Below are 20,826 nucleotides of genomic sequence, written 5' to 3'. Positions count from 1 at the left end.
CCATGGCCCGGTTCTGGGACGAGGCGATGGACTGGACCCTGCACGAGGTCACCGACGATCATGCGGTGCTGCGCTCCGCCAATGGCGTCGGCCCGTATCTCGAGTTCCTCCGCACGCCCGACGCGAAGACCGTGCCAGACCGCGTCCATCTTGACCTGCTGCCGTACCCGGGTGACGACAAAGCAGCGGAGGTGGCCCGGCTGCGGGCTCTCGGCGCCACCGACATCGACCTCGGCCAGGGCGACGTCCCGTGGACGTGCCTGGCCGACCCGGAGGGCCACGAGTTCTGCGTCCTCGCCCCATCCTGATGCGGCTGTACGACACCGAACCACACGTCACCGAGGCGGCCGCCGCGTTTCTCGCTGCCCGGCTCTGACGCCGGTGTCACGGCGTGGGCGTGCCGTCGCGGAAGGCGGTCAGCAGGCGCCGGGCGTAGTACGACTCCCAGGGCTCTCCTGGCGCCTCCCGGCCGTACGCCTTGTCCAGCCCCACGAACTCGTAGATCAGTTCGCTCGGTACCGGGGTCGTCCCGAGCAGGCTCGGCAGGTCGGACAGCCTGATCAGCCAGTCCGCGTACCAGGACGCCCAGTCGGGATCGACGCCGTCCGTGATCTCGTAGACCCGGTGATGCACCTCTGCCGCCTCGTGCAGCAGGTCCCGGACCTGCCCCACACGCGCGTCCATGTGACACCGCCTCCCCGTGTCACGAACTTCGCATTATGCGCATAACCCTCTAACTCCAGGATCACACGCCATATCGCCATTGCCGACATCGCGGCCCAGCTTCCCGACCTCAGTAAGGTGTCGCCGACCACGTCGGCCGTCAGGATCTACTGGTGGGTGAGAATGCCGGTGGTCAGCCAGGTGGCGATGTCGGTGACGACCGCCGGGTCCATGTGCTGGGCCGGCTCGAGCTCGGACGGCTTGGACGGGCCGGTGCCGGGGAAGAAGAAGTGATTGTCGGCGTCGTAGACGCGGATCGTCACATCGGGGCGGCCATCGAGGCCGGCCTGCCATCGGATGAGGTCGTCGGCGGCGGTGACCTGATAGTCCCGGCCGCCCTGCAGGATGAGCATCGGCCTGCCCAGCTTGGCGGCGGCCGCGGCCGGGTCGTAGCCGCGCAGATCCAGCCAGTATCTGGCGGGCACGCCGAAGGGCAGGTCGCCGGCCGGGGTCGCCGGGGACAGGTCCGGACTGTCCACCGTCTGGGCCTGCCTGGTCATCGTGTCGATGACCGGCTGGGACGCGGCGGCGGTATCGGGATCCAGGGAGGCCAGGTATTGGAGCTGGCGAACCGCCGACCAGTACATCGGCTGCGCCCCTCCGGCCAGGATGACCATCCCGGCCACGGCACCTTCGGCTGCGGCGACGCGCGGGGCGACGGTGCCGCCGAGGCTGTGGCCGAGCACGAAGACCCGCGCCGGGTCGACGGCCTGGTGCTCGCGGAGCAGACGCACGGCGGCGACCGCGTGGTGCACGTACTCGTCGTCGAGGGTGAAGTCGTCGAGAGCCAACTGATCGCCGTGGGCGTAGGTGACCTTGTCGAACCGTGCCACCGCGACGCCCTGGCCGGCCAGCCCCCAGGCCAGGTCCTTGAGCGGCTTGTTGCGCCCGATCGTCTCGTCCCGGTCATGCGGTCCCGACCCGGCCAGCAGCACGACCGCCGGGTGCGGCCCCGGGGTGTTCGGCGTGGTCAGGGTGCCGGGTACGGCTAGCCGGCCGGTACCGATCACCGCCTCCTGCTCGTGGAAGGCGCGGGGGTCGGCGTAGTCGGGTGGCTGCCACGGCTGGACGGGCTGCGCGGCGTCGGCGGGGGCGAGCTGGATGCCGCCCAGCCAACCCGCGTCGCTGACCGTCACCAGCACCACCGCCTCGCCGTGCTCGAACGCCAGCGGGATCCTCACCAGGGTGACGCCCGGCCCGGCCGGCTCGCTGACCGGGGCTCCGACCGAGGTGAGCGCGCCGTGCCGGTCCAGCTCGGCGGTCCAGGCGGCCTGCAGCGACTCTGGGATCACCATGGGGCGCAGGCTCGGCGCGAACATGTCGCGGATCTCCGTGAACCTGCCGGCCTTGACCAGGTCCAGTACGGTCACGCCGATGGCGGCGGCTCCGGTCGGCATCATGATGTCCTCCGCTTCGAATTCGCGTGCTTGGGGGTGGCCTGTTTGGAGGTGGCCCGTTCGGGGGCGGTGCGTCCGGTCGTGGACGTGGGGTCGTTGTCCGGGTGGTCGCCGTCGGCCTGCTCGCCGGGGAGCAGGACGGTGGCCAAGATCCGGCGTTTACGGCCCGGCCGCGGCGGATTGGCGGCGGCGGGCTGCAGCACCCGCGTGAGTTCGGCGAGCAGGGCGGCGTACTCGGTGTCGTCGAGCCACAGCCCGGCCAGCCGGAAGCTGGCCCCGTCCCGGATCGGGTCGACCTCGTCGCGGGCGAGGTACCGGTCGACGTCGCCGAGCAGCCCGGCCACGAACGCCATGAACGCCTGGCGCATGTCGTCGACGGTCATGGTCGCGATCTGGTCCGGCGTGATCACCGACGCGCCGGCCCGGAGCACGTAGGTGCGCTCCACCGCGCCGCGGACCTGCCGCTCCGCGACCACCTGGAGGACACCGGCGTCGGCCAGCCGGGCCACGTGCCGGTACAAGGTGGCCGACGGTATGTCGGCGAGTTGGGCGGCCAGCGCGCTGGTCGTCAGCGCCACGTCGCCGAGGAACGCCTGCACGATCCGCAGCCGGACCGGGTGCAGCAGAAGATCGGCGGATGTCACGACCAGCACGGTAGCAGTCCGTTATCATCAACGACAACATTATCGATGCTGGGATTAATGACGCAGCCTTCGGTAAGAGGAGCTCGATGTGCGACCACGCCGACGACGAGCGAGGTGAGGCCGGATGACGAAAGCGGAGAGCCCGGCACCGGGCGGGGAGCCTGGTGCCGGGCTGAGGTCGGGGCCTGGTGGCATGTCCGGCGCTGGTGGAGAATCCGACTCGGGCCGGTGTCAGGAGGACCTGAGTCGCCGGGGCATCAGGAGGACCTGAGTCGCCGGCTGGTCAGGAAGACCTGACCGGGGCGGGTTTCAGTCGCCGAACTCGTTCTGTACCCCGGCCGGTGTCAGCGCCGAGACGTAGTGCTGCGGCAGGTGGTCGTCGATGGAGTACATCGCCGGCAGCGCGCGGGTGGCCTCGAACCTGCGCGCCACGTACGACATCGCCGCCATCGGGATGCCGAGCATGCCCGGCATCTGCCCCGTCGGCCGCCGCCTGGCGATCCACCGGCCCCTGCGGGCCTGCGAGGCGCAGCGCGTGCCGGGGATCGCCGACAGGATGCCGTTGGCCAGGTGCGGGACGCGGTGGTGGATCTCGCGGCCGAAGTGCCGGAACGGGCCTGAGGCGGTGGACGGCAGGTGGGGCTAGACGTACCGGATGACGTTCTGGCGGAGGAACTCGTCGCTCTGGCAGGCCTCGGCGAAGCTCGGGTCGCCGATCATGGGCTGGCCGAACGTGTAGACCGCGCGCATCCGGTCGCCGAGTACGTCGCGGTACTTGCGCTCGTGCCTGATCATGACGCCCATGAGGGCCGCCATCGCGCCGCCCTGGCTGTGCCCGGTGATGTAGAGCGCCTCCAGCTCGCCCTCGCCCCGCGGGTCGTCGGCCCCGTAGCGGTCGCCGTCGGCCGAGAGGCCGCCGGTCGCCTTGCGGTCGCCGTACGCGCGGCGCAGCGCGTTCATGATCTCGTAGCGGGTGGCCCGCACGTTGCGGTAGACGCCGGCGTGCACCGTGGCGCAGGGGTCGCTGATCTGGTACCCCATCCGCTCGGGCTCGACGTCGAGGTTGCTCATCCAGTTGATGAAGTTCAGCGGCTCGGTGCCCCGGTAACACAGGATGCCGACCCGGCCGCTTCTGCTGAGAACGAGAAACGCGGTCGAGGAAATGAGCATCGCGTCGACCGACGAATGGATCATCTCGCAGTGATTGTCCTCGAGGCCCATTCTGGCCATGATCATCGAAAGCGTTTCCGGGTCGGAATACGCGTACGCCGCGCACGTGGCCATCACGTGCGCGATTTCCGGGTCCGGCTGCTCGACGGCGCTCAGGAGTCGCCGTTCCAGATTCTTGTAGACCGGGAATCCGGCCGTCTCCCGATGGCCGAACGGCCGGAGTTCGTCGTACGAGGGGGCCCGCACGCCGCGCCTGCGCAGCCCGCCTCCCCGCAGGATGTCGCGCATCCGCTCCTCGATCGACTCGCCGGAGGCCGCCATCGGTTTCCTGTTGCCGCTCACCACCTTTCCGGCGTTCGGCTGGCCGTCGGTGGCCGTTACGGGTTTGTCCGTCTGGCGATTGTTTCTGGTGGTATCCACGCTTGCCACGCCCATACACCTTCCGGTAAGCGACGGTGCTTTCGACTGTTCCGCGGCCTCAACGATGAGCAGGACAGCATCTTCAACGATCGTAAGCATCGCTTAACGCGCACCCCGAGATCCGCCTGTCCCAAACAATTTCCTGGACATCCCAGGTCAAATCCCATGTATCAGCAAACTCATGTCCCGGGTGCCCATTTCCCTGGAGGCGGCTCACTCGAGGCCAGGCCGTCGCGCGCCGGATGGACGGCCAGATGGACGGCTAGCGCCTGGGAAACGCCGCCAGCGTGAGCGAGGTGCCGGTGTGGTGTGCCGGGGCGTCGTCCCCGGCGGTGGACGCGGAGAGCGGCAGGCGCAGGACGAACCGCGCCCCGTCGGCATGGGACGCGCCGGCCTCGATCGTCCCGTCGTGCGCGCGGGCGATGTCCCGGACGATCGCGAGGCCGAGACCCGTTCCGCCCTTGTCGCGGCGGCGGGCGGCGTCCAGCCGGGTGAAGCGCTCGAAGATCCGCTCCCGGTCGGCCTCGGCGATGCCGTCCCCGTCGTCGGAGACGATCAGTTCGGCGTGGGTCGCGTTCCTGCGCACCTCGACCAGCACCAGGCGCTTGGCGTGCCGCTGGGCGTTGTCGAGCAGGTTGGTCAGCACGCGGGCGATCTGCGTGTCGACGGCCTTGACGAGAACGCCCGGTGCGAGCCGCAACTGCGTGGGAAGCCGGTCCTTGCGCCGGGAGACCTCCATGTGGACCGACTCGGCCAGGTCGACGTCGTCCCTCGCCCCGGGCTCGCCGCCGCCTACCCGCGCCAGCAGCAGCAGGTCGGAGATGATGGCCTGGAGCCGGCCGACATCCCGCAGCGAGTGGTCGACCAGCTCGCGCAGGTCGGTCTCCTCGGGGTACAGGCGCGCCTCCTCCAGCTGCACGCGCAGCCCCGCGACCGGCGTGCGCAGCTCGTGCGAGGCGTCGGAGGCGAAGCGCCGCTGCTGGGCGAGGACCTCCTCCATCCGTCCCCGCGCGTTCTCCAGGCGGTCCAGCGTGCTGTTGACCGTCCGGGCGAGCCGGGCGATCTCGTCGTCCCCGGCGGGCTCGGGCACGCGGCTGCTGAGGTCGCTGAGGTTGGTGGCGTCCAGCTCGGCGCGGATGGCCTCGACGGGCCGCAGCGTCCGTCCGGTGATCTGCCAGGCGGCGAGGACGGCGACGGAGATCAGGGCCGCCACCTGCACGGCGAAGAGCAGGTCGAACACGCCCGCGGAGATGCCCCCGCGGTCGGGGCCGGCCGCGTACACGACGTTGGAGTCGTGGACGGTGCTGACGCGCACCGCCGCCAGGCGCAGGCAGCCCAGGTTCTGGTTGGTGCACGTCTGCACGTCCCGGCGCGGCTGAAGCGGGCCGGGGCGCACGTCGGACAGCGGCGGCAGCCCGCGGGCGTCGGGCGAGGCGGCGACCACGCGCTGAGAGGCGTCCACCACCTGGATCAGGTCCGCGCCCGGGAAGTCGGTGGTGATCTCCGGGCTGGTGATCCGCCCGGCGCGGTCCGCGGCCGCCACCACGCCGGCCGCGTACCGCGCGTCGAGCCACCGGGCATTGGCGAGTTCCTGGCGCGCGACCATTCCGGCCAGCACTCCGGCCGGGACGAGCAGGAGCATGGCGAGGACGGCGACCAGGGCCGTGACCCGTCCCCGGATCGACCGGGGACGCCACAGCTTCCAGGCGCGCCGCGGCGGGCGTGGTGAAGCGGCGGGTCCGAGCGGCACTGGGTCCTCCAGGTGGCGCGGTCTTGCGGTCTTGGATGCGATGCGGGATCCGGTGTTCCGGGCCCCACGGGAGCCGGACGGCGTCCGGCCGATGTGGTGTCCGCCGGGCGTTGGCCCGCGGCGGGCGAGGATCTTCGCCGTCCCCCTGCCGTCGCCCGGCGAGACGGCGCGGACGCGGGCGCCCTGCAGGCGCGAAAGGGAGGCGCGGTGGGCCTGAGGCCACCGGTCTGGTGTGCCGGCGCGGCGGGCACAAGGCACGATCTACCACGTACCAAGAGCAGACCACTACGGCAAAACCCACCTTAGCAGAAACCCCAAGATGGTGCAAACCTGACAAAAGACAGCTTCAAGGAGGTCATGACCGGATAAAGCTCGGGCCCTCGTACGGAAAGACCCGGCAGGGAAGGGAGGCCCCCGGCGAGGCGGTCGCGGTTGCCCCGCCTGCGGTGGGGGGTGCGCGCCGGTGCCGCGGTCGCGCGCCGTCCGCCGGTCGGGCTCTGTCATGCCGGCGGCCGGCCGGGAGAAGGGCCCGTCCGTCCGGCCGATTCGAGCGGCACCACCGCGGCGCAGCCGAAGTCGGCGGGAACGGCTCCGCTGCGGGTCTGGTCGCCCGGACGGACGGGAGCATCAGGCGAGGGTGGATGATCCATCCGATCCTCGAAAAATTGCAAAGATCGCCGAATGATTTGCGGTCTGAACGAACGGATTTGACAGGGCTTGTCGAATTAAAGACTGCCCCCGGGGGTTGTGCCAAGACCTCCGACCACTTCGCTTCTGTAACGCAAGGGGCTGCCGAGCCGTGACCTGCGGCCGGGCTCCAGATGCCAAGTCGTTACCTGATCGGGGTGTTTACGTCCAGATCTCGTCGTGTTAGAAATCGGTTAATTGTTCTTCGATACATACAAAGTGGTCGGGTGATAGATGTGGCGCAGAGACGGCCGGCCGCGCCGGCCGGCGGGGGCGCCCAGGCGGTGGGACACGCCTCCCTGCGCCGGGCGAACCTCGCGCTGGTCCTGCGTCATCTGCGCGAGGAGGGCTCCTGCTCGCGCTCCGACATCGCCGACGCCACGGGCCTGCACCGGGCCACCGTGTCCAACCTCATGGCCGAGCTGCTCAGCCGGGGGCTGGTGCGCGAGGTCGGCATCGAGCACGTCGGGGCGGTCGGCCGCCCGCGCAGGGCGGTCGCCCTGGACGGCTCGCACGTCGGGGTGCTCGGCACCGAGATCAACGTCGACTACGTCGCCGTCCACGGCACCGACCTGGCCGGACGCGTCCTGGTCGAGCGGCGCGTCGGCTTCGACGCCATGGGCATGGGCCCGGACCGCTCGCTGAAGGAGCTCGGCCGCGTGGCCAAGGAGGCGCTGGACGACCTCACCGCCGCCGGCGCCGTCCCCGCGGGCATCGGCGTCGCCGTCCCCGGCCTGGTGGACGTCGCCCGCGGCGCGGTCTCGTTCGCGCCGAACCTCGGCTGGCGCGACCTGCCACTGGCCGACCGCCTCCAGGCGGAGATCGGCGGCGGGGCGCCCGTGATGGTGGACAACGACGCCAACCTGGCCGCGCTCGCCGAGTACACCGGCGGGGTCGCCGCCGGGACGCCGGACATGGTCTACCTCACCGGCGAGGTCGGCGTGGGCGGCGGCATCATCGTCGCCGGGGCCCTGCTGCGCGGCGCGGACGGCTTCTCGGGCGAGGTCGGGCACATGCCCGTGGACCCCACGGGAAGCCGCTGCGGCTGCGGGCGGGTGGGCTGCTGGGAGACCAAGGTCGGCCTCGCCGCGCTGGTCGGCTCGGCGACGCCCGAGCGGGCCTACGGCCTCGGCCCGGCGCCCGATCCCGAGGAGCGGGTGGCGGAGATCGCCCGGGGCCTCGCGGTGGGCGACGCGCGCGTGATGGCCGCGGTCGCCGAGGTCGGGCGCTGGCTCGGGCTCGGCGGCTCGATCCTGGTCAACCTGTTCAACCCGCGCGCCATCGTGCTCGGTGGATACTTCGCCACGCTCGCGGAGCGGCTGATCCCGCCCGCCCAGGCGGAGCTGGAACGGCTGGTCATCGCCGGTCCGGCCGCCCGCTGCAGGTTCCTCGCCTCCGGCCTCGGCTTCGGCGCCGCCTCTCGGGGCGCCGCGAGCATGGTGGTCGAGCAGGTCATCAACGACCCCACGGCGATCGGTTCGACCCCGATCGCCTCGACGACAAGTCTGGCAGGAAGATGACGCATTCTTTCAACACTTGATACGCTTTTTGCGGAGTTATGTTCCGTCCGGATTGAGCACCGGACCCCTGGAGGCGGCACCCTTCCAGGCGCACGGCGGCACAGCGCAGAACCATCCGCACCATCCCGGCACCACAGCACCACGCACCACCCCCCGGCAACAAGCGCGGCGGCGCGCGCCTTGCCTGACTGACCCCCCAAGTCAGGAAAGGACCCCCATGTCACCACGTCCTCGGCCGTGGACCCGGCTCCTCGCCACGTTCGCCCTCGTAGTTTCGGGCGGCATGGCGGCCGTGACGGCCTCAGGACCGGCGGCCAACGCCTCGGTCATCCCCGCGTCCGACTACCAGCAGGTACAGCTGGCCGTCGGCGGCGCCGAACTCGGCGAGGCCATGTCCCTCGCGGTGCTCCCCAACCGCTCGGTGCTCCACACCGCGCGTGACGGCACGATCCGCGTCACCGACGCGGCAGGCAACACCAAGGTCGCCGGGAAGCTCAGCGTCTACACGCACGACGAAGAGGGCCTCCAGGGCATCGCCGCCGACCCGAACTTCGCCGCCAGCCGGTACATCTACGTGTACTACTCGCCCACGCTGAACACCCCCGGCGGCGACGCGCCGACCACCGGCACCCAGGCGCAGTTCGACCAGTGGAAGGGCGAGCTGTACCTCTCGCGCTTCACGCTCAACGCCGACGAGACCGTCAACATGGGCAGCGAGAAGATCGTCCTGCGGGTGCCCAACGACCGCGGCCAGTGCTGCCACGTCGGCGGTGACATCGACTTCGACGCGGCCGGCAACCTGTACCTGACCACGGGCGACGACACCAACCCGTTCGAGTCGAGCGGATACTCGCCGCTGGACGAGCGCACCGACCGCAACCCGCAGTTCGACGCGCAGCGCTCCTCGGGCAACACCAACGACCTGCGCGGCAAGGTCCTGCGCATCAAGCCCCAGCCGGACGGCACCTACACCATCCCCTCGGGCAACCTCTTCCCGCCGGCAACGGCCAAGACCCGCCCCGAGATCTACGCGATGGGCTTCCGCAACCCGTTCCGCATGTCGGTGGACAAGGCGACGGGCATCGTCTACCTCGGCGACTACGGCCCCGACGCGGGCGGCACCGACCCCAACCGCGGCCCCGGCGGCCAGGTGGAGTTCAACCGGATCACCGGCGCGGGCAACTACGGCTGGCCGTACTGCACCGGCACCAACACCACCAACGAGACCTACAACGAGTACACCTTCCCGAGCGGCCCGTCCCAGGCCAAGTACAACTGCGCGGGCGGCCCGACCAACAACTCGTTCCGCAACACCGGTCTCACCACGCTGCCCGCGGCCAAGCCGTCCTGGATCCGCTACGGCGGCGACGCCGGCTCCCCGCCCGACTTCGGCGGCGGCTCCGAGTCCCCGATGGGCGGCCCGGTCTACCGGTACGACGCCTCGCTGAACTCCGCGGTCAAGTTCCCGCAGTCGCTCGACGGCCGCTACTTCGCCGGCGAGTACGGCCGCAGGTGGATCAAGGCCATCCAGGTCAACGCCGACGGCAGCCCCGGTGACATCGGCGCCTTCCCCTGGACCGGCACCCAGGTCATGGACATGGCCTTCGGCCCCGACGGCGCGCTGTACGTCCTCGACTACGGCACCGGCGCCAACAACCAGGCGCTCTACCGGATCGAGTACATCGGCTCGGCGAACCGAAACCCGATCGCCAAGGCGGCCGCCGACAAGACCTCCGGCCCGGCGCCCCTGACGGTGAACTTCTCCTCGGCCGGCAGCTCCGACCCCGAGGGCGGCGCGCTGACCTACTCGTGGAACTTCGGCGACGGCACCACCTCCACCGCCGCCAACCCCACGAAGACCTACACCACCAACGGCACCTACACCCCCACGCTGACCGTCAGGGACCCGCAGGGCCTCACCGGCACCGCCAGCCTGGTCGTCTCCGTCGGCAACACCGCGCCGACCGTGAACCTGACCACGCCCGGCGACGGCCGGCTGTTCTCCTACGGCGACACCGTGCCGTTCACGGTGACCGGCAGCGACCCCGAGGACGGGGCGCTGGACTGCGCCAAGGTGACCGTGACCTACTTCCTGGGCCACGACAGCCACCGCCACCAGATCACCTCCAGGACCGGCTGCTCCGGCTCGATCACCGTCCCGACCGACGGTGAGCACGACGCCGCGGCCAACATCTACGGGATGTTCGAGGCGTCCTACACCGACAATGGCGGCCTCACCTCCACCAGCACCCGCACCCTGCAGCCCCGGCACCGCCAGGCCGAGCACTACGGCGCCATGCAGGGCATCCAGCTCGCCACGCACGGCCCGGCCGAGGGCGCGACGACCGTCGGCTTCACCGACAACGGCGACTGGATCTCCTTCACGCCCTACAACGTGAGCAACGCCGTCAGCATCACCGCCCGGGTCTCCTCGGGCGGCGCCGGCGGCACGCTGGAGGTCCGCGCCGGCTCGGCGACCGGAACCCTGCTCGGCTCGGCGACCGTCCCCAATACCGGCGGCTGGGAGAACTTCGTCGACGTCACCGCCAACCTGACCAACAAGCCGGCCGGGGTGACCACGCTGTACCTGGTGTTCAAGGGCGTCACCGGCCAGGGCAACCTGTTCGACCTGGACGCCTTCACGCTGAACACCTCGACGGGCGGCAACACCCAGACCGTCGAGGGCGAGGCCTACACCTCCAACTTCGGCGTCCAGCCGGCCGCCCACGCGGGCGCCAGCGGCGGCACCACCATGGGGTACATCGACAACGGCGACTGGGCCGGGTACTCGCAGGTGAACACCCAGGGCGCCAAGACCTTCGCGGCCCGGGTCTCCTCGGGCGGCCCCGGCGGCACGATCACGATCCGCTCCGGCTCGCAGACCGGGACGATCCTCGGCACCGTGAACGTCGCCAACACCGGGAACTGGGACACCTTCACCAACGTGTCCACGAACCTCACCGGTTCGGCGACCGGCCCGTTGTTCCTCACCTTCAGCGGCGGCTCCGGCTCGCTGCTCGACGTCGACACCTTCACCATCACCCGCTGACGGCGCGTCCTGCGCGGCCCCCTCCCCGGACGGGACGCCGCGCCGGACGGGCCTCCGGTCCCGCGTGAGACGCATCCCTCACGCGGGACCGGAGGGTCCGCAGACGAAAGGACAGCCATGTTCGCCCCGACCAAGGTGATGCGCGGCGGTCTGGCGCTGGTCGCCGCAGCGCTGGTCGCCACGCAGTTCGCCCCCACCGCCGCCCACGCGGCCGACCCCGCCTACAAGGTGCTGGTCTTCTCCAAGACCGCCGGGTTCCGTCACGACTCGATCCCCGCCGGGATCCAGGCCATCCGCGATCTCGGCGCCGCCAACAACTTCACCGTCACCGCCACCGAGGACGCCACCGCCTTCAATGCGGCCAACCTGGCCCAGTTCAAGGCCGTCGTCTTCCTCAGCACCACCGGCGACGTGCTCGACGCCGGCCAGCAGACCGCCTTCCAGTCCTACGTGGACGGCGGCGGCGGGTACGTCGGCATCCACGCCGCCGCCGACACCGAGTACGACTGGCCGTACTACGGCCGGCTCGTCGGCGCGTGGTTCAAGAGCCACCCGGCGCAGCAGAACGCGGTGGTCAAGAACGAGGACCGCACCCACCCGGCGACCGCCCACCTGGGCGCGACCTGGACGCGGTTCGACGAGTGGTACAACTACCGCACCAACCCGCGCGCCGGCGTCCGCGTCCTGCAGAGCCTGGACGAGAGCAGCTACACCGGCGGCGAGATGAGCGGCGACCACCCGATCACCTGGTGCCACGCCCAGGCGTCCGGCCGGTCGTTCTACACCGGCCTCGGCCACACCATCGAGTCGTACGCCGACTCCAACTACCGTCAGCTCGTGCTCGGCGGCATCCGGTACGCGGCCGGCATGGTCCAGGCGGACTGCCGCCCGGCGACCACGCCGCCGCCCGGCGACACCCAGACCGTCGAGGGCGAGGCCTACACCTCCAACTTCGGCGTCCAGCCGGCCGGCCACGCGGGCGCCAGCGGCGGCACGACCATGGGGTACATCGACAACGGCGACTGGGCCGGATACTCGCAGGTCAGCACCTCCGGGGCGACCGGGTTCTCGGCGCGGGTCTCCTCGGGCGGCGCCGGCGGGACGATCACGATCCGCTCGGGCTCGCAGACCGGTCCCGTCCTCGGCACGGTGAACGTCGCCGGCACCGGGAACTGGGACACCTTCACCACGGTGAACACCACGCTCAACGGGACGGGCACCGGCGCGGTGTTCCTGACCTTCGGCGGCGGTGCGGGTTCCCTTTTCGACATTGACACCTTCACCGTTTCCACGTGAGGGTGCATGATCCGATCGGGTGACCGATCGGCACCGAGATCCACCGCCCGGGACGTCCCCGCAGGGGATGTCCCGGGCGTACGGGTCTCCGCGCGCGTGTCCCCCGAAGCCCCCGCGGACGGGGTCCGGGGCACCGGGCAGGCGCGCGGAGCCCACTGCTGTACCGCGAGAAGGCGGACCCGGCGGGGGCCCGCCCAAGATAGTGAAGGAGTAGGCGATGGACGTCGGGGTGTGGCTCGTAGGAGCGCGAGGATCGGTCGCGACCACGGTGATCACCGGCGCGGCCGCGCTGCGCGCCGGGCTCGCGGCACCCATAGGGTGCGTCACCGAACAACCCGGATTCGCCGAGGCGGGCCTGGCGCCGATCCACGGCCTGGTGTTCGGCGGCCACGACATCGCCGGCACGCCGCTGCCCAAGCGCGCGGAGGAGCTGGCCCACGCCGGGGTCGTCCCGGCCCGGCTGCCCGAGCTCGTGCGCCAGGACCTGGAGGAGGCCGACGCCGAGATCCGTCCCGGCGTCACGCCCGGACCCGCGGGCACCCAGGCCGAGCAGGCGCGCAGGCTGGCCGACGACATCACCGGCTTCCGCGAGCGCAGGGGACTGTCCCGCGTGGTCGTCGTCCACGTGGCCTCCACCGAGCCGCCCGTGCCCGATCATCCGGCCCACGGCGACCTCGCCGCGCTGGACGAGGCCCTCGCTCGGCCCGGCGACGTCCTGCCTCCGAGCTCGCTGTACGCGTACGCCGCGCTCAGCGCCGGGTGCTCCTACATCGACTTCACCCCGTCCACCGGCGTGTCGCTGCCCGCCCTGGACGAGCTGGCCCGGACGAAGGGCGTGCCGTACGCGGGCCGCGACGCCAAGACGGGGGAGACCCTGGTCAAGACCGCGCTCGCGCCGATGTTCGCCGCGCGGTCGCTGGCCGTGCGCTCGTGGTCGGGGACGAACCTGCTCGGCGGGGGAGACGGCGCCACGCTGGCCGACCCGGCGGCGGGGGAGAGCAAGAAGATCTCCAAGGACCGCGCCCTGCCCGGCATCCTCGGCCACCCGGTGGAGGGGCAGACCCACATCGACCATGTCTCCCACCTCGGCGACTGGAAGACCGCCTGGGACCACATCACGTTCGAGGGCTTCCTCGGTGTCCGCATGACGATGCAGTTCACCTGGCAGGGGTGCGACTCGGCGCTCGCGGCGCCGCTGGTGCTCGACCTCGTCCGGCTGATCGCCCGCGCGCACGAGCGCGGCCACGCCGGGGCGATCCCTGAGCTGGGCTTCTTCTTCAAGGACCCGATCGGCCAGGACGAGCACCGCCTGCACGCCCAGTACGACCTGCTGCGCGCCTGGGCCGGGACGCTCGCGTGAGCGTCTCGCGTCACCCATGGTGCCTGCGGTGCACGCTCGATACCGTTAAGCCCGAAATATCACGCTATAGCGGGAAAGGTGGGCGGGCATGAGGTTCGGCTATGGAACCAACGGTTTCACGAACCACCGCCTGGACGAGGCGCTCGCCGTGCTCGCCGACCTCGGCTACGACGGCGTCGCGCTCACCCTGGACGCCGGCCACCTCGACCCGTACGCCCCCGGGCTCGCCCACCACGTCGACCACGTCGCCAAACGGCTCGGCGAGCTCGGCCTGGCCGTGGTGATCGAGACCGGCGGCCGCTACGTCCTGGACCCGTACCGCAAACACCACCCCACCCTGCTCCACCCGCCCGAGGCGGCGGCCCGCCGGATCGACCTGCTCCGCCGCGCCGTGCGCGTCGGCGCCGACCTCGGCGCGGAGGCCGTCTCCTTCTGGAGCGGTGTCCTCCCGCCCGAGGTCGGCGAGGAACGGGCCTGGGACAACCTGCTGGCCGGGGTCGCCGCAGTCCTGCAGGAGGCCGAGGAACGCGAGGTCACGCTCGGCTTCGAACCCGAACCGGGCATGCTCGTGGACACGATCGCCGCGTTCGAGCGCCTGCACGCGCTGGCCGGCGCGCCCCCGCGGCTCGGCATGACCCTCGACATCGGCCACTGCCGCGCCCTGGAGCCCGAACCGGTCCCCGACTGCGTCCGCCGCGCCGGCCCGCACCTGGTGAACATCCAGATCGAGGACATGCGGCGCGGCGTGCACGAGCACCTGGAGTTCGGCGACGGCGAGATCGACTTCCCGCCCGTGCTCGAGGCCCTGGAACAGACGGGGTACCGCGGCCTGGTCAGCGTCGAGCTGCCCCGGCACTCCCACGCCGCCCCCATGATCGCCGAGCGGTCGCTGCGCTTCCTGCGCGAGGCCGCCCCGGCCACCCCCTCCATCCCCTCCCGCGCCCACCCCACCAGGGGAGTGAGGCAGCGATGACCGCCCGGATGGAACGAATCCGTACCGGAAGGACGAGCCAACGATGAGCACGACCCACGACTCAGGCCCGGCGCTCGGCCTCGGCGAGGAGGCCGCCCGCTGGCTGGCGGACGCCGTCGAACGGATCGGCGCCGACGCCGGGGCGCTCGCGAGCCTGTTCCCCGCCGCCGGGCGCGCCTGCGGACGCGGCCCGGTCGCCGCCATGCCCGGCTGGACCGTCGACCAGGCGGCTCGCGTGGAGCTCATGCGGGCCCTGCCCCTGACCGGCGCCGCCCTCGGCGAGACCCTCTTCGACCTCTACACCCACGGGGACGCCGCCGAGCGCCTCGCCGTCCTCAAGGGCCTGCCCGCCCTGGACGAGGACGGACGGCTCGGCGACGCGGGACTGCCCGTCGTCCGCGACGCCCTGCGCAGCAACGACGCCCGCCTCGTCCGGGCGGCGCTCGGGCCGTACGGGGCGCGCCACCTGCCGGACCACTCCTACCGGCAGGCCATCCTGAAGTGCGTCTTCATCGGCGTGCCACTGGGCGAGGTCTCCGGCCTCGACACGCGCGCGGACGAGGAACTGGCCCGCATGATGGCCGACTTCGCCGAGGAACGCCTGCGCGCCGGCCGCCAGGTCCCCGCGGACATCTGGCCCGTCGTCAAGACGTACCCCTCCCTGCTGACCAAGGTCCGCGCCCTGCTGGCCGAGGGCGATCCGCACGCCGCGGCCGGGTCCGACGCCCCCCGCGACCCGGCCTGACCCGATCGCCCCATCGAGAGGAATCCCCCCATGCGCATCTTCGACCCCCACATCCACATGACCTCGCGCACGACCGACGACTACGAGCGCATGTACGCGGCCGGGGTCCGCGCCGTCGTCGAGCCCGCCTTCTGGCTGGGCCAGCCGCGCACGTCCCCTGGCACGTTCGCCGACTACTTCGACGGCCTGCTCGGCTGGGAACCCTACCGCGCCGCGCAGTTCGGCATCGTCCACTACTGCACGATCGCGCTGAACCCCAAGGAGTCCAACGACCCGCGCCTGCGCCCCGTCCTGGACCTGCTGCCCCGCTACCTGGCCAAGGACCGCGTGGTCGCCGTCGGCGAGGTCGGCTACGACGACGTCACCCCGGCCGAGGACGAGGCCCTGGCCCGCCAGCTCGAACTCGCCGCCGAGCACGGCCTGCCCGTCCTGGTCCACACCCCGCACCGGGACAAGGCCGCGGGCACCCGCCGCACGCTGGACGTCGTCCGCGAGTCCGGCCTGCCGCCCGAGCGCGTGCTGATCGACCACCTCAACGAGATGACGGTCGGCATGGTGCGGGAAAGCGGCTGCTGGATGGGCTTCTCGGTCTACCCCGACACCAAGATGGACGAGGACCGGATGGTCGCGATCCTCAAGGAATACGGCTCGGACCGCATGGTGGTCAACTCGGCCGCCGACTGGGGCCGCAGCGACCCGCTGAAGACCCGCGCCGTCGCCGACGCCATGCTCGCCAGCGGTTTCTCCGACGCCGACGTCGAGACCGTCCTGTGGGACAACCCGGTCGCCTTCTACGCCCAGAGCGGCCGCCTGGACCTCTCCGAGGTGAAACCGGCCGACACCTACGCCGGCAACAGCATCCAGCGCGGCGCCCCCCGCGACTGACCCGCGCCCCAACACGCCGCCGCCGTCCCCCGGGGAACCGGACCGGGGGACGCGCTCTAGTGTGAGCGGTGGGGAACGCGCAGGTGAGGAGTGTGGCGATGGAATCGGTCGTGCGGGTCGCGGTGGACGCGGACATGCCCGGCGTACGTGAGGTGGCCACGCACTTCGAGCTTCTGGACGACTGGGAAGGCATGCCCGACTTCCTCGACGCCGAGCGGGCGTACGGCAAACTGGTCGTGGGGGAGGCCGGCGGGCGGATCGTGGGGTTCGGCGGGGTGCTCCGCCGGGGGAAGCTCTCCCATCTGGGCGATCTGTTCGTCCTACCCGAGTACCAGTCGTCCGGGATAGGCCGGTCGATCCTCAGCGAGGTGCTGCCGTCCGGCACGCCGGGGGCCACGTTCGCGTCCGACGACCCGAGGGCCCTCGGGCTGTACGTGCGCCAGGGGATGCGCCCGGTGTGCCCGCTCCTCTACCTGATCTACCACCCGAACAAGACCTCCGGCCCGCGAGCGCCCGAGGCGCCGGAGCCCACGCGGGCGCAGGCCGGTCCCGCCGCGCGGAAGCCGGCGGCCGGACCCGCCGTGCCGGAGGCGGTGCCGCGGGAGGTCGCGGCGCTGGACGCGCGCCTCGCGGGCGGCGACCGTACCGGATCCCTGTCCTGGTACGCGGGCCTGCCCGGCGTGACGCTGCACGTCACCGGCGCCGGGTACGCGTTCGCCCGCAGGACGGAAGAGGACCTCGAAGTGGGCCCGGCGGGCGGCGAAACCCCTCAGGACTGCGCCGCCGCCCTCTCCGCGGCCGTCGCCGCCGTCGACCCGGACGTCGACGAGGTCCAGGTCGCGGTCCCCGGCGTCCACCCCCTCCTGCCCGAACTCCTGCGATCCGGATGGGAGATCGACGACATGGACACCCTCATGACCACCGACCCCACCCTGCTCCGCCTCGACCACTACCTTCCGCACCCCGACCTGGGCTGACACGGGGCGTTCGCGCGAGTCGCCCACGTGCGCGCGTGACGGCCCGGCGGCGGGGGATCTCGAATGTGGCCGTGGTTTCGGGGGCAGTAGACGGGTGGGGACATGACCGGCACGGGGACACGGGGGTCGTCATGGATGGTCAGCGGATCATCGCCGTCAGCCGTCCCGTCACGCGGTACGAGATCGACGTGGACGCGGCCTTCGACGACTTCCGGGATCGCTACGAGGCGGCGGTCCCTCCCTACCCGGCCAGGGAGTTCGACGCGCTCGTGGAACGTGGGGCGGGCTGGGACGAGGTGCTCGACCTGGCGCGACGGGCCGCGCCGCACCACTTCATGATCTACTGGAAGTACGACGCCGACCCGATGATGGCCCTGGCGGGGGACTACTTCCGCGGCTCGGAGTACCTGATGGGCAACCACACGCTCGCCGAGCGTATGTTCCGCCGCAACCCCGGCATCCTGCTGTACGCGCCGCTGCGCACGACCATCACCGAGGGCGTGGACGGGGCCACCCGCTTCTGCTTCGACCGCCCCGCCGACGGCTTCGGCAGCTTCGCCGACGACGCCATCACCGCCGTGGGCACCGAACTCGACCACAAACTCGCCGCCCTCCTGCGCCACCTGTCCCTCCCCGTCCCCGCCGCGCTGGACGCCGGCCCCGACGCCGACTGAACCCGGAGAGATCCGTACGCCCGGGACCGATGAGTTCCGGCGGACGGCGAGGCCTGACCTCACGAAGCTCTGGACGAGGGTGTCCGGGGGATCGCCCGAGGGGAGATGAGGACATGGCCGACAGGGAACCTGTCACCTGAGCTGGGAAGGTGAGGTTTTCCGGCTTCCGTCGCTCTTATCGGTTGTCCGCGCGCGGCGCGCGGACGACGGAGTGACGGAGAGGGGGTGGCCCCGTGGATCTCACCGGTCTCCTGGAGACGGTGAACTCGCTCGCGGCGGGCATGGCGTCGGAGGTGGCGGGAACGATCACGTGGCTGCTGGTGGAGCGCGTGTTACGGGGCCGGAGCCCGTCCGGCCTCCGCCGCCGGCGTCTCGGGAGTCGGTCGGGCCGGAAGCGGGCTTCGGGGCGTGACTCAACGCGCGGATCCGCTCGCGCGGCGTCGTCGTCGGCCATCCTGGAAGTGCACGAGGGGCGGCGCCATGATTGATCACGGAACCGGCGTCCACGCCGGCGGTAAAGCCGAAGGTCCGGTCGACGAGCAGACGAAGAGCGCCGCCCTGGGAGCCGCGGGCGGCAAGGCGGAGGACGCCCGGTTGATGGCGGTGGTGACCGCCGGGGCGGACACGGCGGGCGGCAAGGCGGCGTTCGCCGCCCTGTACGGCAAGTACGCACCCAAGTTCGCGATGGTGTGCCGGGCACGGCTCATCGACCCGGCGTCGGCCGAGGACGCCGTGCAGGAGACCATGCTCCGCCTGTTCGAGTTCCTGCGCCGGGGCGGCGCGATCGACGACTTCGAGGCGTACGGCGTCCGGCTGGCGCAGCGCGCCTGCGCGGCGCTGAACCAGGCCGCCACTACCCCGGTCGAGCAGGAGCCTCAGGGCGCCGCCGAAGCCGGCACCGGCGTCACCGGCGAGAACGGTGCCAGGCGGGCGCGGATCGTCCTGACCGAGCCGGACGACGAACGGCTCGACGTCACCGGGCCGATCGGCAGGCCGTTGCAGCCGGTCGAGGAGGAGATCCTCGACGTCGCCATGTACGAGCGGGTCGCGAGCGCGCTGCGGCACCTGCCCGAGGGCCGCCGCGAAGTGCTGCGGTACCACATGGAGCTCCCGGGCGCGCGGCCGCCGGAGGCTCAGGGCGGCGCGTACCACCAGGCGGTCAGCGTGGCCCGCAAGATGATCATCGCCGCGTTGCTGATCGAGCTGCGGGCCGAGCTGCGCGCGGAGCCGGGCTGCGGGGCGCTGAGGGCGCTCATCGCCTCGACGCTGAACGAGCGCGTGGAGGGGCGGTACTCCGCCAAGCTGCTGCTGGAGATCAGGAAGCACATCGGCCGCTGCCCGGTGTGCGTGCCGGTGGAGCTGGCGTTACTGAAGCGGGGCGTCCGCGTCGTGCCGTTCCTCCTCACGCCGCGGGCGCTGGAGGACCTCCGCTCGCGCCTGGTCTCCGGCGAGACGGCGCTGCCGGGCGAGCCCGTGCCCATCGGCCGGGGGCCTCGTCCGGTGCGGGCGGGGGCGCCGCGTCTCGCGGGTCCTCAAGGCGGCGGACGGTCGCGGAACCGTCCGCGGCGGCGTTCGACCGGGCGCGGGGTGACCCTGGTGACGATGCTGCTCCTTCTGATCGGGTTGCTCGTCCAGGCGGGGCCGCTGACCACCTTTTACGACACGTTGACGGGGACGGGCGGCAAAGCGGTCGCGGCCGGTCCGAAGCCGGGGACGAAGAAGCACAAGAAGAAGCCCGGTGAGAAGGGCGCTTCGCCGGCCAAGGGGACCGGCGGGACCGCGTCGGCGGGCGCCCGGAAGGCGGGCGGCGGCCACGGCGACACCGGGGAGGAAGGCGGGAAGGCGGGAGCCCGCGGCGGGAAGGCCGGATCCGGCGGGTCCGGTGGCGACGCCGCCGGGGGCGCCGGTCGGGATGGGAACCGCGACGGCGCCGGAGCCCGAACCGGAGGCAACGGCGGCACCGACCGGAACGGCGAGATTGACCAGAGCGGCGGTACCGACCGGAACAGCGGCACCGATCAAGGCACTGATCAGAACGGCGGTACCGATCGGAGCGGTACGGATCAGAGCGGGGGCGGCGCCGGTGGGAACGGCGGCTCTGGGCGGGACACGACCGGCGACAGGGGGACGAACCCGGACGGCGCCGATGGCGGCTCGGGTGACGATTCCGGTGGCTCCGACGAGATGCAGAGGCCCCCGCGGCCCGCGCCCCGGCAGGAGCAACCGCAGCACAGCCACGGTGCCCAGAACCCGGTGCCGGTGCCCGCGACCCCCACCTACGTCCTGACGCTGCGCGTGACCGGCCCGTACGGCAGGGCCGGCGTCATCGTGGCCGGCGAAGCGCTCGGCACCTGCTCGGAGGACTCCGGCGGCGAGCACACCTGTACCTACTCCGTGGCGGAAGGCGCGCGGGTCTCGATCGAGGTCCCGGACGGCGAGGTGAACTGGCTCGCGGGGCCGTGCTCGGGCGGGCGCTCCTGCTCCTTCACCATGGATCGCGCGACGACCGTGGCGTTGTCGAACTACAACCCGGGTTGACCGGCCCGCCGCCGCTCC

The 20,826-nt window shown here is 71.8% G+C and carries 17 protein-coding genes; 11 read left to right on the top strand and 6 right to left on the bottom strand.

The window, feature by feature from the left end; all coding sequences use genetic code 11:
• Window positions 1-308 (top strand): VOC family protein (locus tag AB0M95_RS36055; RefSeq protein ID WP_363774724.1); only part of this gene is annotated, 308 nt, incomplete at its 5' end.
• A 76-nt stretch (window positions 309-384) separates the two neighbouring features.
• Here AB0M95_RS36055 and AB0M95_RS36050 read toward each other — a convergent pair.
• From AB0M95_RS36050 to AB0M95_RS36025, 6 genes are all read right to left on the bottom strand, one after another.
• Window positions 385-684, bottom strand: a complete 300-nt coding sequence (locus AB0M95_RS36050) for a hypothetical protein (protein WP_363774721.1) — start codon at window positions 682-684, stop codon at window positions 385-387.
• A gap of 146 nt (window positions 685-830) precedes the next feature.
• Window positions 831-2,123, bottom strand: coding sequence for an alpha/beta fold hydrolase (locus AB0M95_RS36045; protein WP_363774718.1), 1,293 nt, complete (start codon window positions 2,121-2,123; stop codon window positions 831-833).
• A complete protein-coding gene (locus AB0M95_RS36040; RefSeq protein ID WP_363774715.1) occupies window positions 2,120-2,764 on the bottom strand; it encodes a helix-turn-helix domain-containing protein in 645 nt (214 codons plus the stop codon). Before AB0M95_RS36040 ends, AB0M95_RS36045 begins: the two co-directional genes overlap by 4 nt.
• A gap of 309 nt (window positions 2,765-3,073) precedes the next feature.
• Window positions 3,074-3,229, bottom strand: coding sequence for a hypothetical protein (locus AB0M95_RS36035; RefSeq protein WP_363774712.1), 156 nt, complete (start codon window positions 3,227-3,229; stop codon window positions 3,074-3,076).
• Between the two features lie 177 nt (window positions 3,230-3,406).
• On the bottom strand, window positions 3,407-4,363 hold the full coding sequence (locus tag AB0M95_RS36030) for a lipase family protein (protein WP_363774709.1): 957 nt from the start codon (window positions 4,361-4,363) through the stop codon (window positions 3,407-3,409).
• A 253-nt stretch (window positions 4,364-4,616) separates the two neighbouring features.
• Window positions 4,617-6,104, bottom strand: a complete 1,488-nt coding sequence (locus AB0M95_RS36025) for a HAMP domain-containing sensor histidine kinase (RefSeq protein WP_363774706.1) — start codon at window positions 6,102-6,104, stop codon at window positions 4,617-4,619.
• 923 nt (window positions 6,105-7,027) lie between these two features.
• Here AB0M95_RS36025 and AB0M95_RS36020 point away from each other — a divergent pair.
• The 10 genes from AB0M95_RS36020 (at window position 7,028) to AB0M95_RS35975 (ending at window position 20,808) form a co-directional block, all read left to right on the top strand.
• Window positions 7,028-8,311 (top strand): ROK family transcriptional regulator, encoded by a 1,284-nt coding sequence (locus AB0M95_RS36020; protein WP_363774703.1) that lies wholly within the window; start codon window positions 7,028-7,030, stop codon window positions 8,309-8,311.
• Between the two features lie 217 nt (window positions 8,312-8,528).
• Window positions 8,529-11,360, top strand: a complete 2,832-nt coding sequence (locus tag AB0M95_RS36015; protein ID WP_363774700.1) for a carbohydrate-binding protein — start codon at window positions 8,529-8,531, stop codon at window positions 11,358-11,360.
• Between the two features lie 117 nt (window positions 11,361-11,477).
• Window positions 11,478-12,656, top strand: a complete 1,179-nt coding sequence (locus tag AB0M95_RS36010; protein ID WP_363774697.1) for a ThuA domain-containing protein — start codon at window positions 11,478-11,480, stop codon at window positions 12,654-12,656.
• 217 nt (window positions 12,657-12,873) lie between these two features.
• A complete protein-coding gene (locus AB0M95_RS36005; protein WP_363774694.1) occupies window positions 12,874-14,016 on the top strand; it encodes an inositol-3-phosphate synthase in 1,143 nt (380 codons plus the stop codon).
• 88 nt (window positions 14,017-14,104) lie between these two features.
• Entirely contained in the window at window positions 14,105-14,989 is an 885-nt protein-coding gene (locus AB0M95_RS36000) for a sugar phosphate isomerase/epimerase family protein (protein ID WP_363774691.1), read from the top strand.
• A gap of 43 nt (window positions 14,990-15,032) precedes the next feature.
• Window positions 15,033-15,734 (top strand): EboA domain-containing protein, encoded by a 702-nt coding sequence (locus AB0M95_RS35995; protein ID WP_363774688.1) that lies wholly within the window; start codon window positions 15,033-15,035, stop codon window positions 15,732-15,734.
• 30 nt (window positions 15,735-15,764) lie between these two features.
• A complete protein-coding gene (locus AB0M95_RS35990; RefSeq protein ID WP_358515325.1) occupies window positions 15,765-16,619 on the top strand; it encodes a TatD family hydrolase in 855 nt (284 codons plus the stop codon).
• A 98-nt stretch (window positions 16,620-16,717) separates the two neighbouring features.
• Complete coding sequence (locus tag AB0M95_RS35985; protein ID WP_363774685.1) at window positions 16,718-17,596, top strand: GNAT family N-acetyltransferase; 879 nt, start codon at window positions 16,718-16,720, stop codon at window positions 17,594-17,596.
• A gap of 131 nt (window positions 17,597-17,727) precedes the next feature.
• Window positions 17,728-18,270 carry a hypothetical protein gene (locus AB0M95_RS35980; RefSeq protein ID WP_363774682.1) on the top strand — a complete coding sequence of 181 codons (543 nt, stop codon included), beginning with the start codon at window positions 17,728-17,730 and terminating at the stop codon, window positions 18,268-18,270.
• Window positions 18,271-18,750: 480 nt separating this feature from the next.
• Entirely contained in the window at window positions 18,751-20,808 is a 2,058-nt protein-coding gene (locus AB0M95_RS35975) for an RNA polymerase sigma factor (RefSeq protein ID WP_363774679.1), read from the top strand.
• Window positions 20,809-20,826: the final 18 nt, after the last annotated feature.

It is taken from the genome of Sphaerisporangium sp. NPDC051017, assembly GCF_040683095.1.
Lineage (GTDB): Bacteria > Actinomycetota > Actinomycetes > Streptosporangiales > Streptosporangiaceae > Sphaerisporangium.
This window is presented reverse-complemented; position numbering and strand designations above follow the sequence as displayed.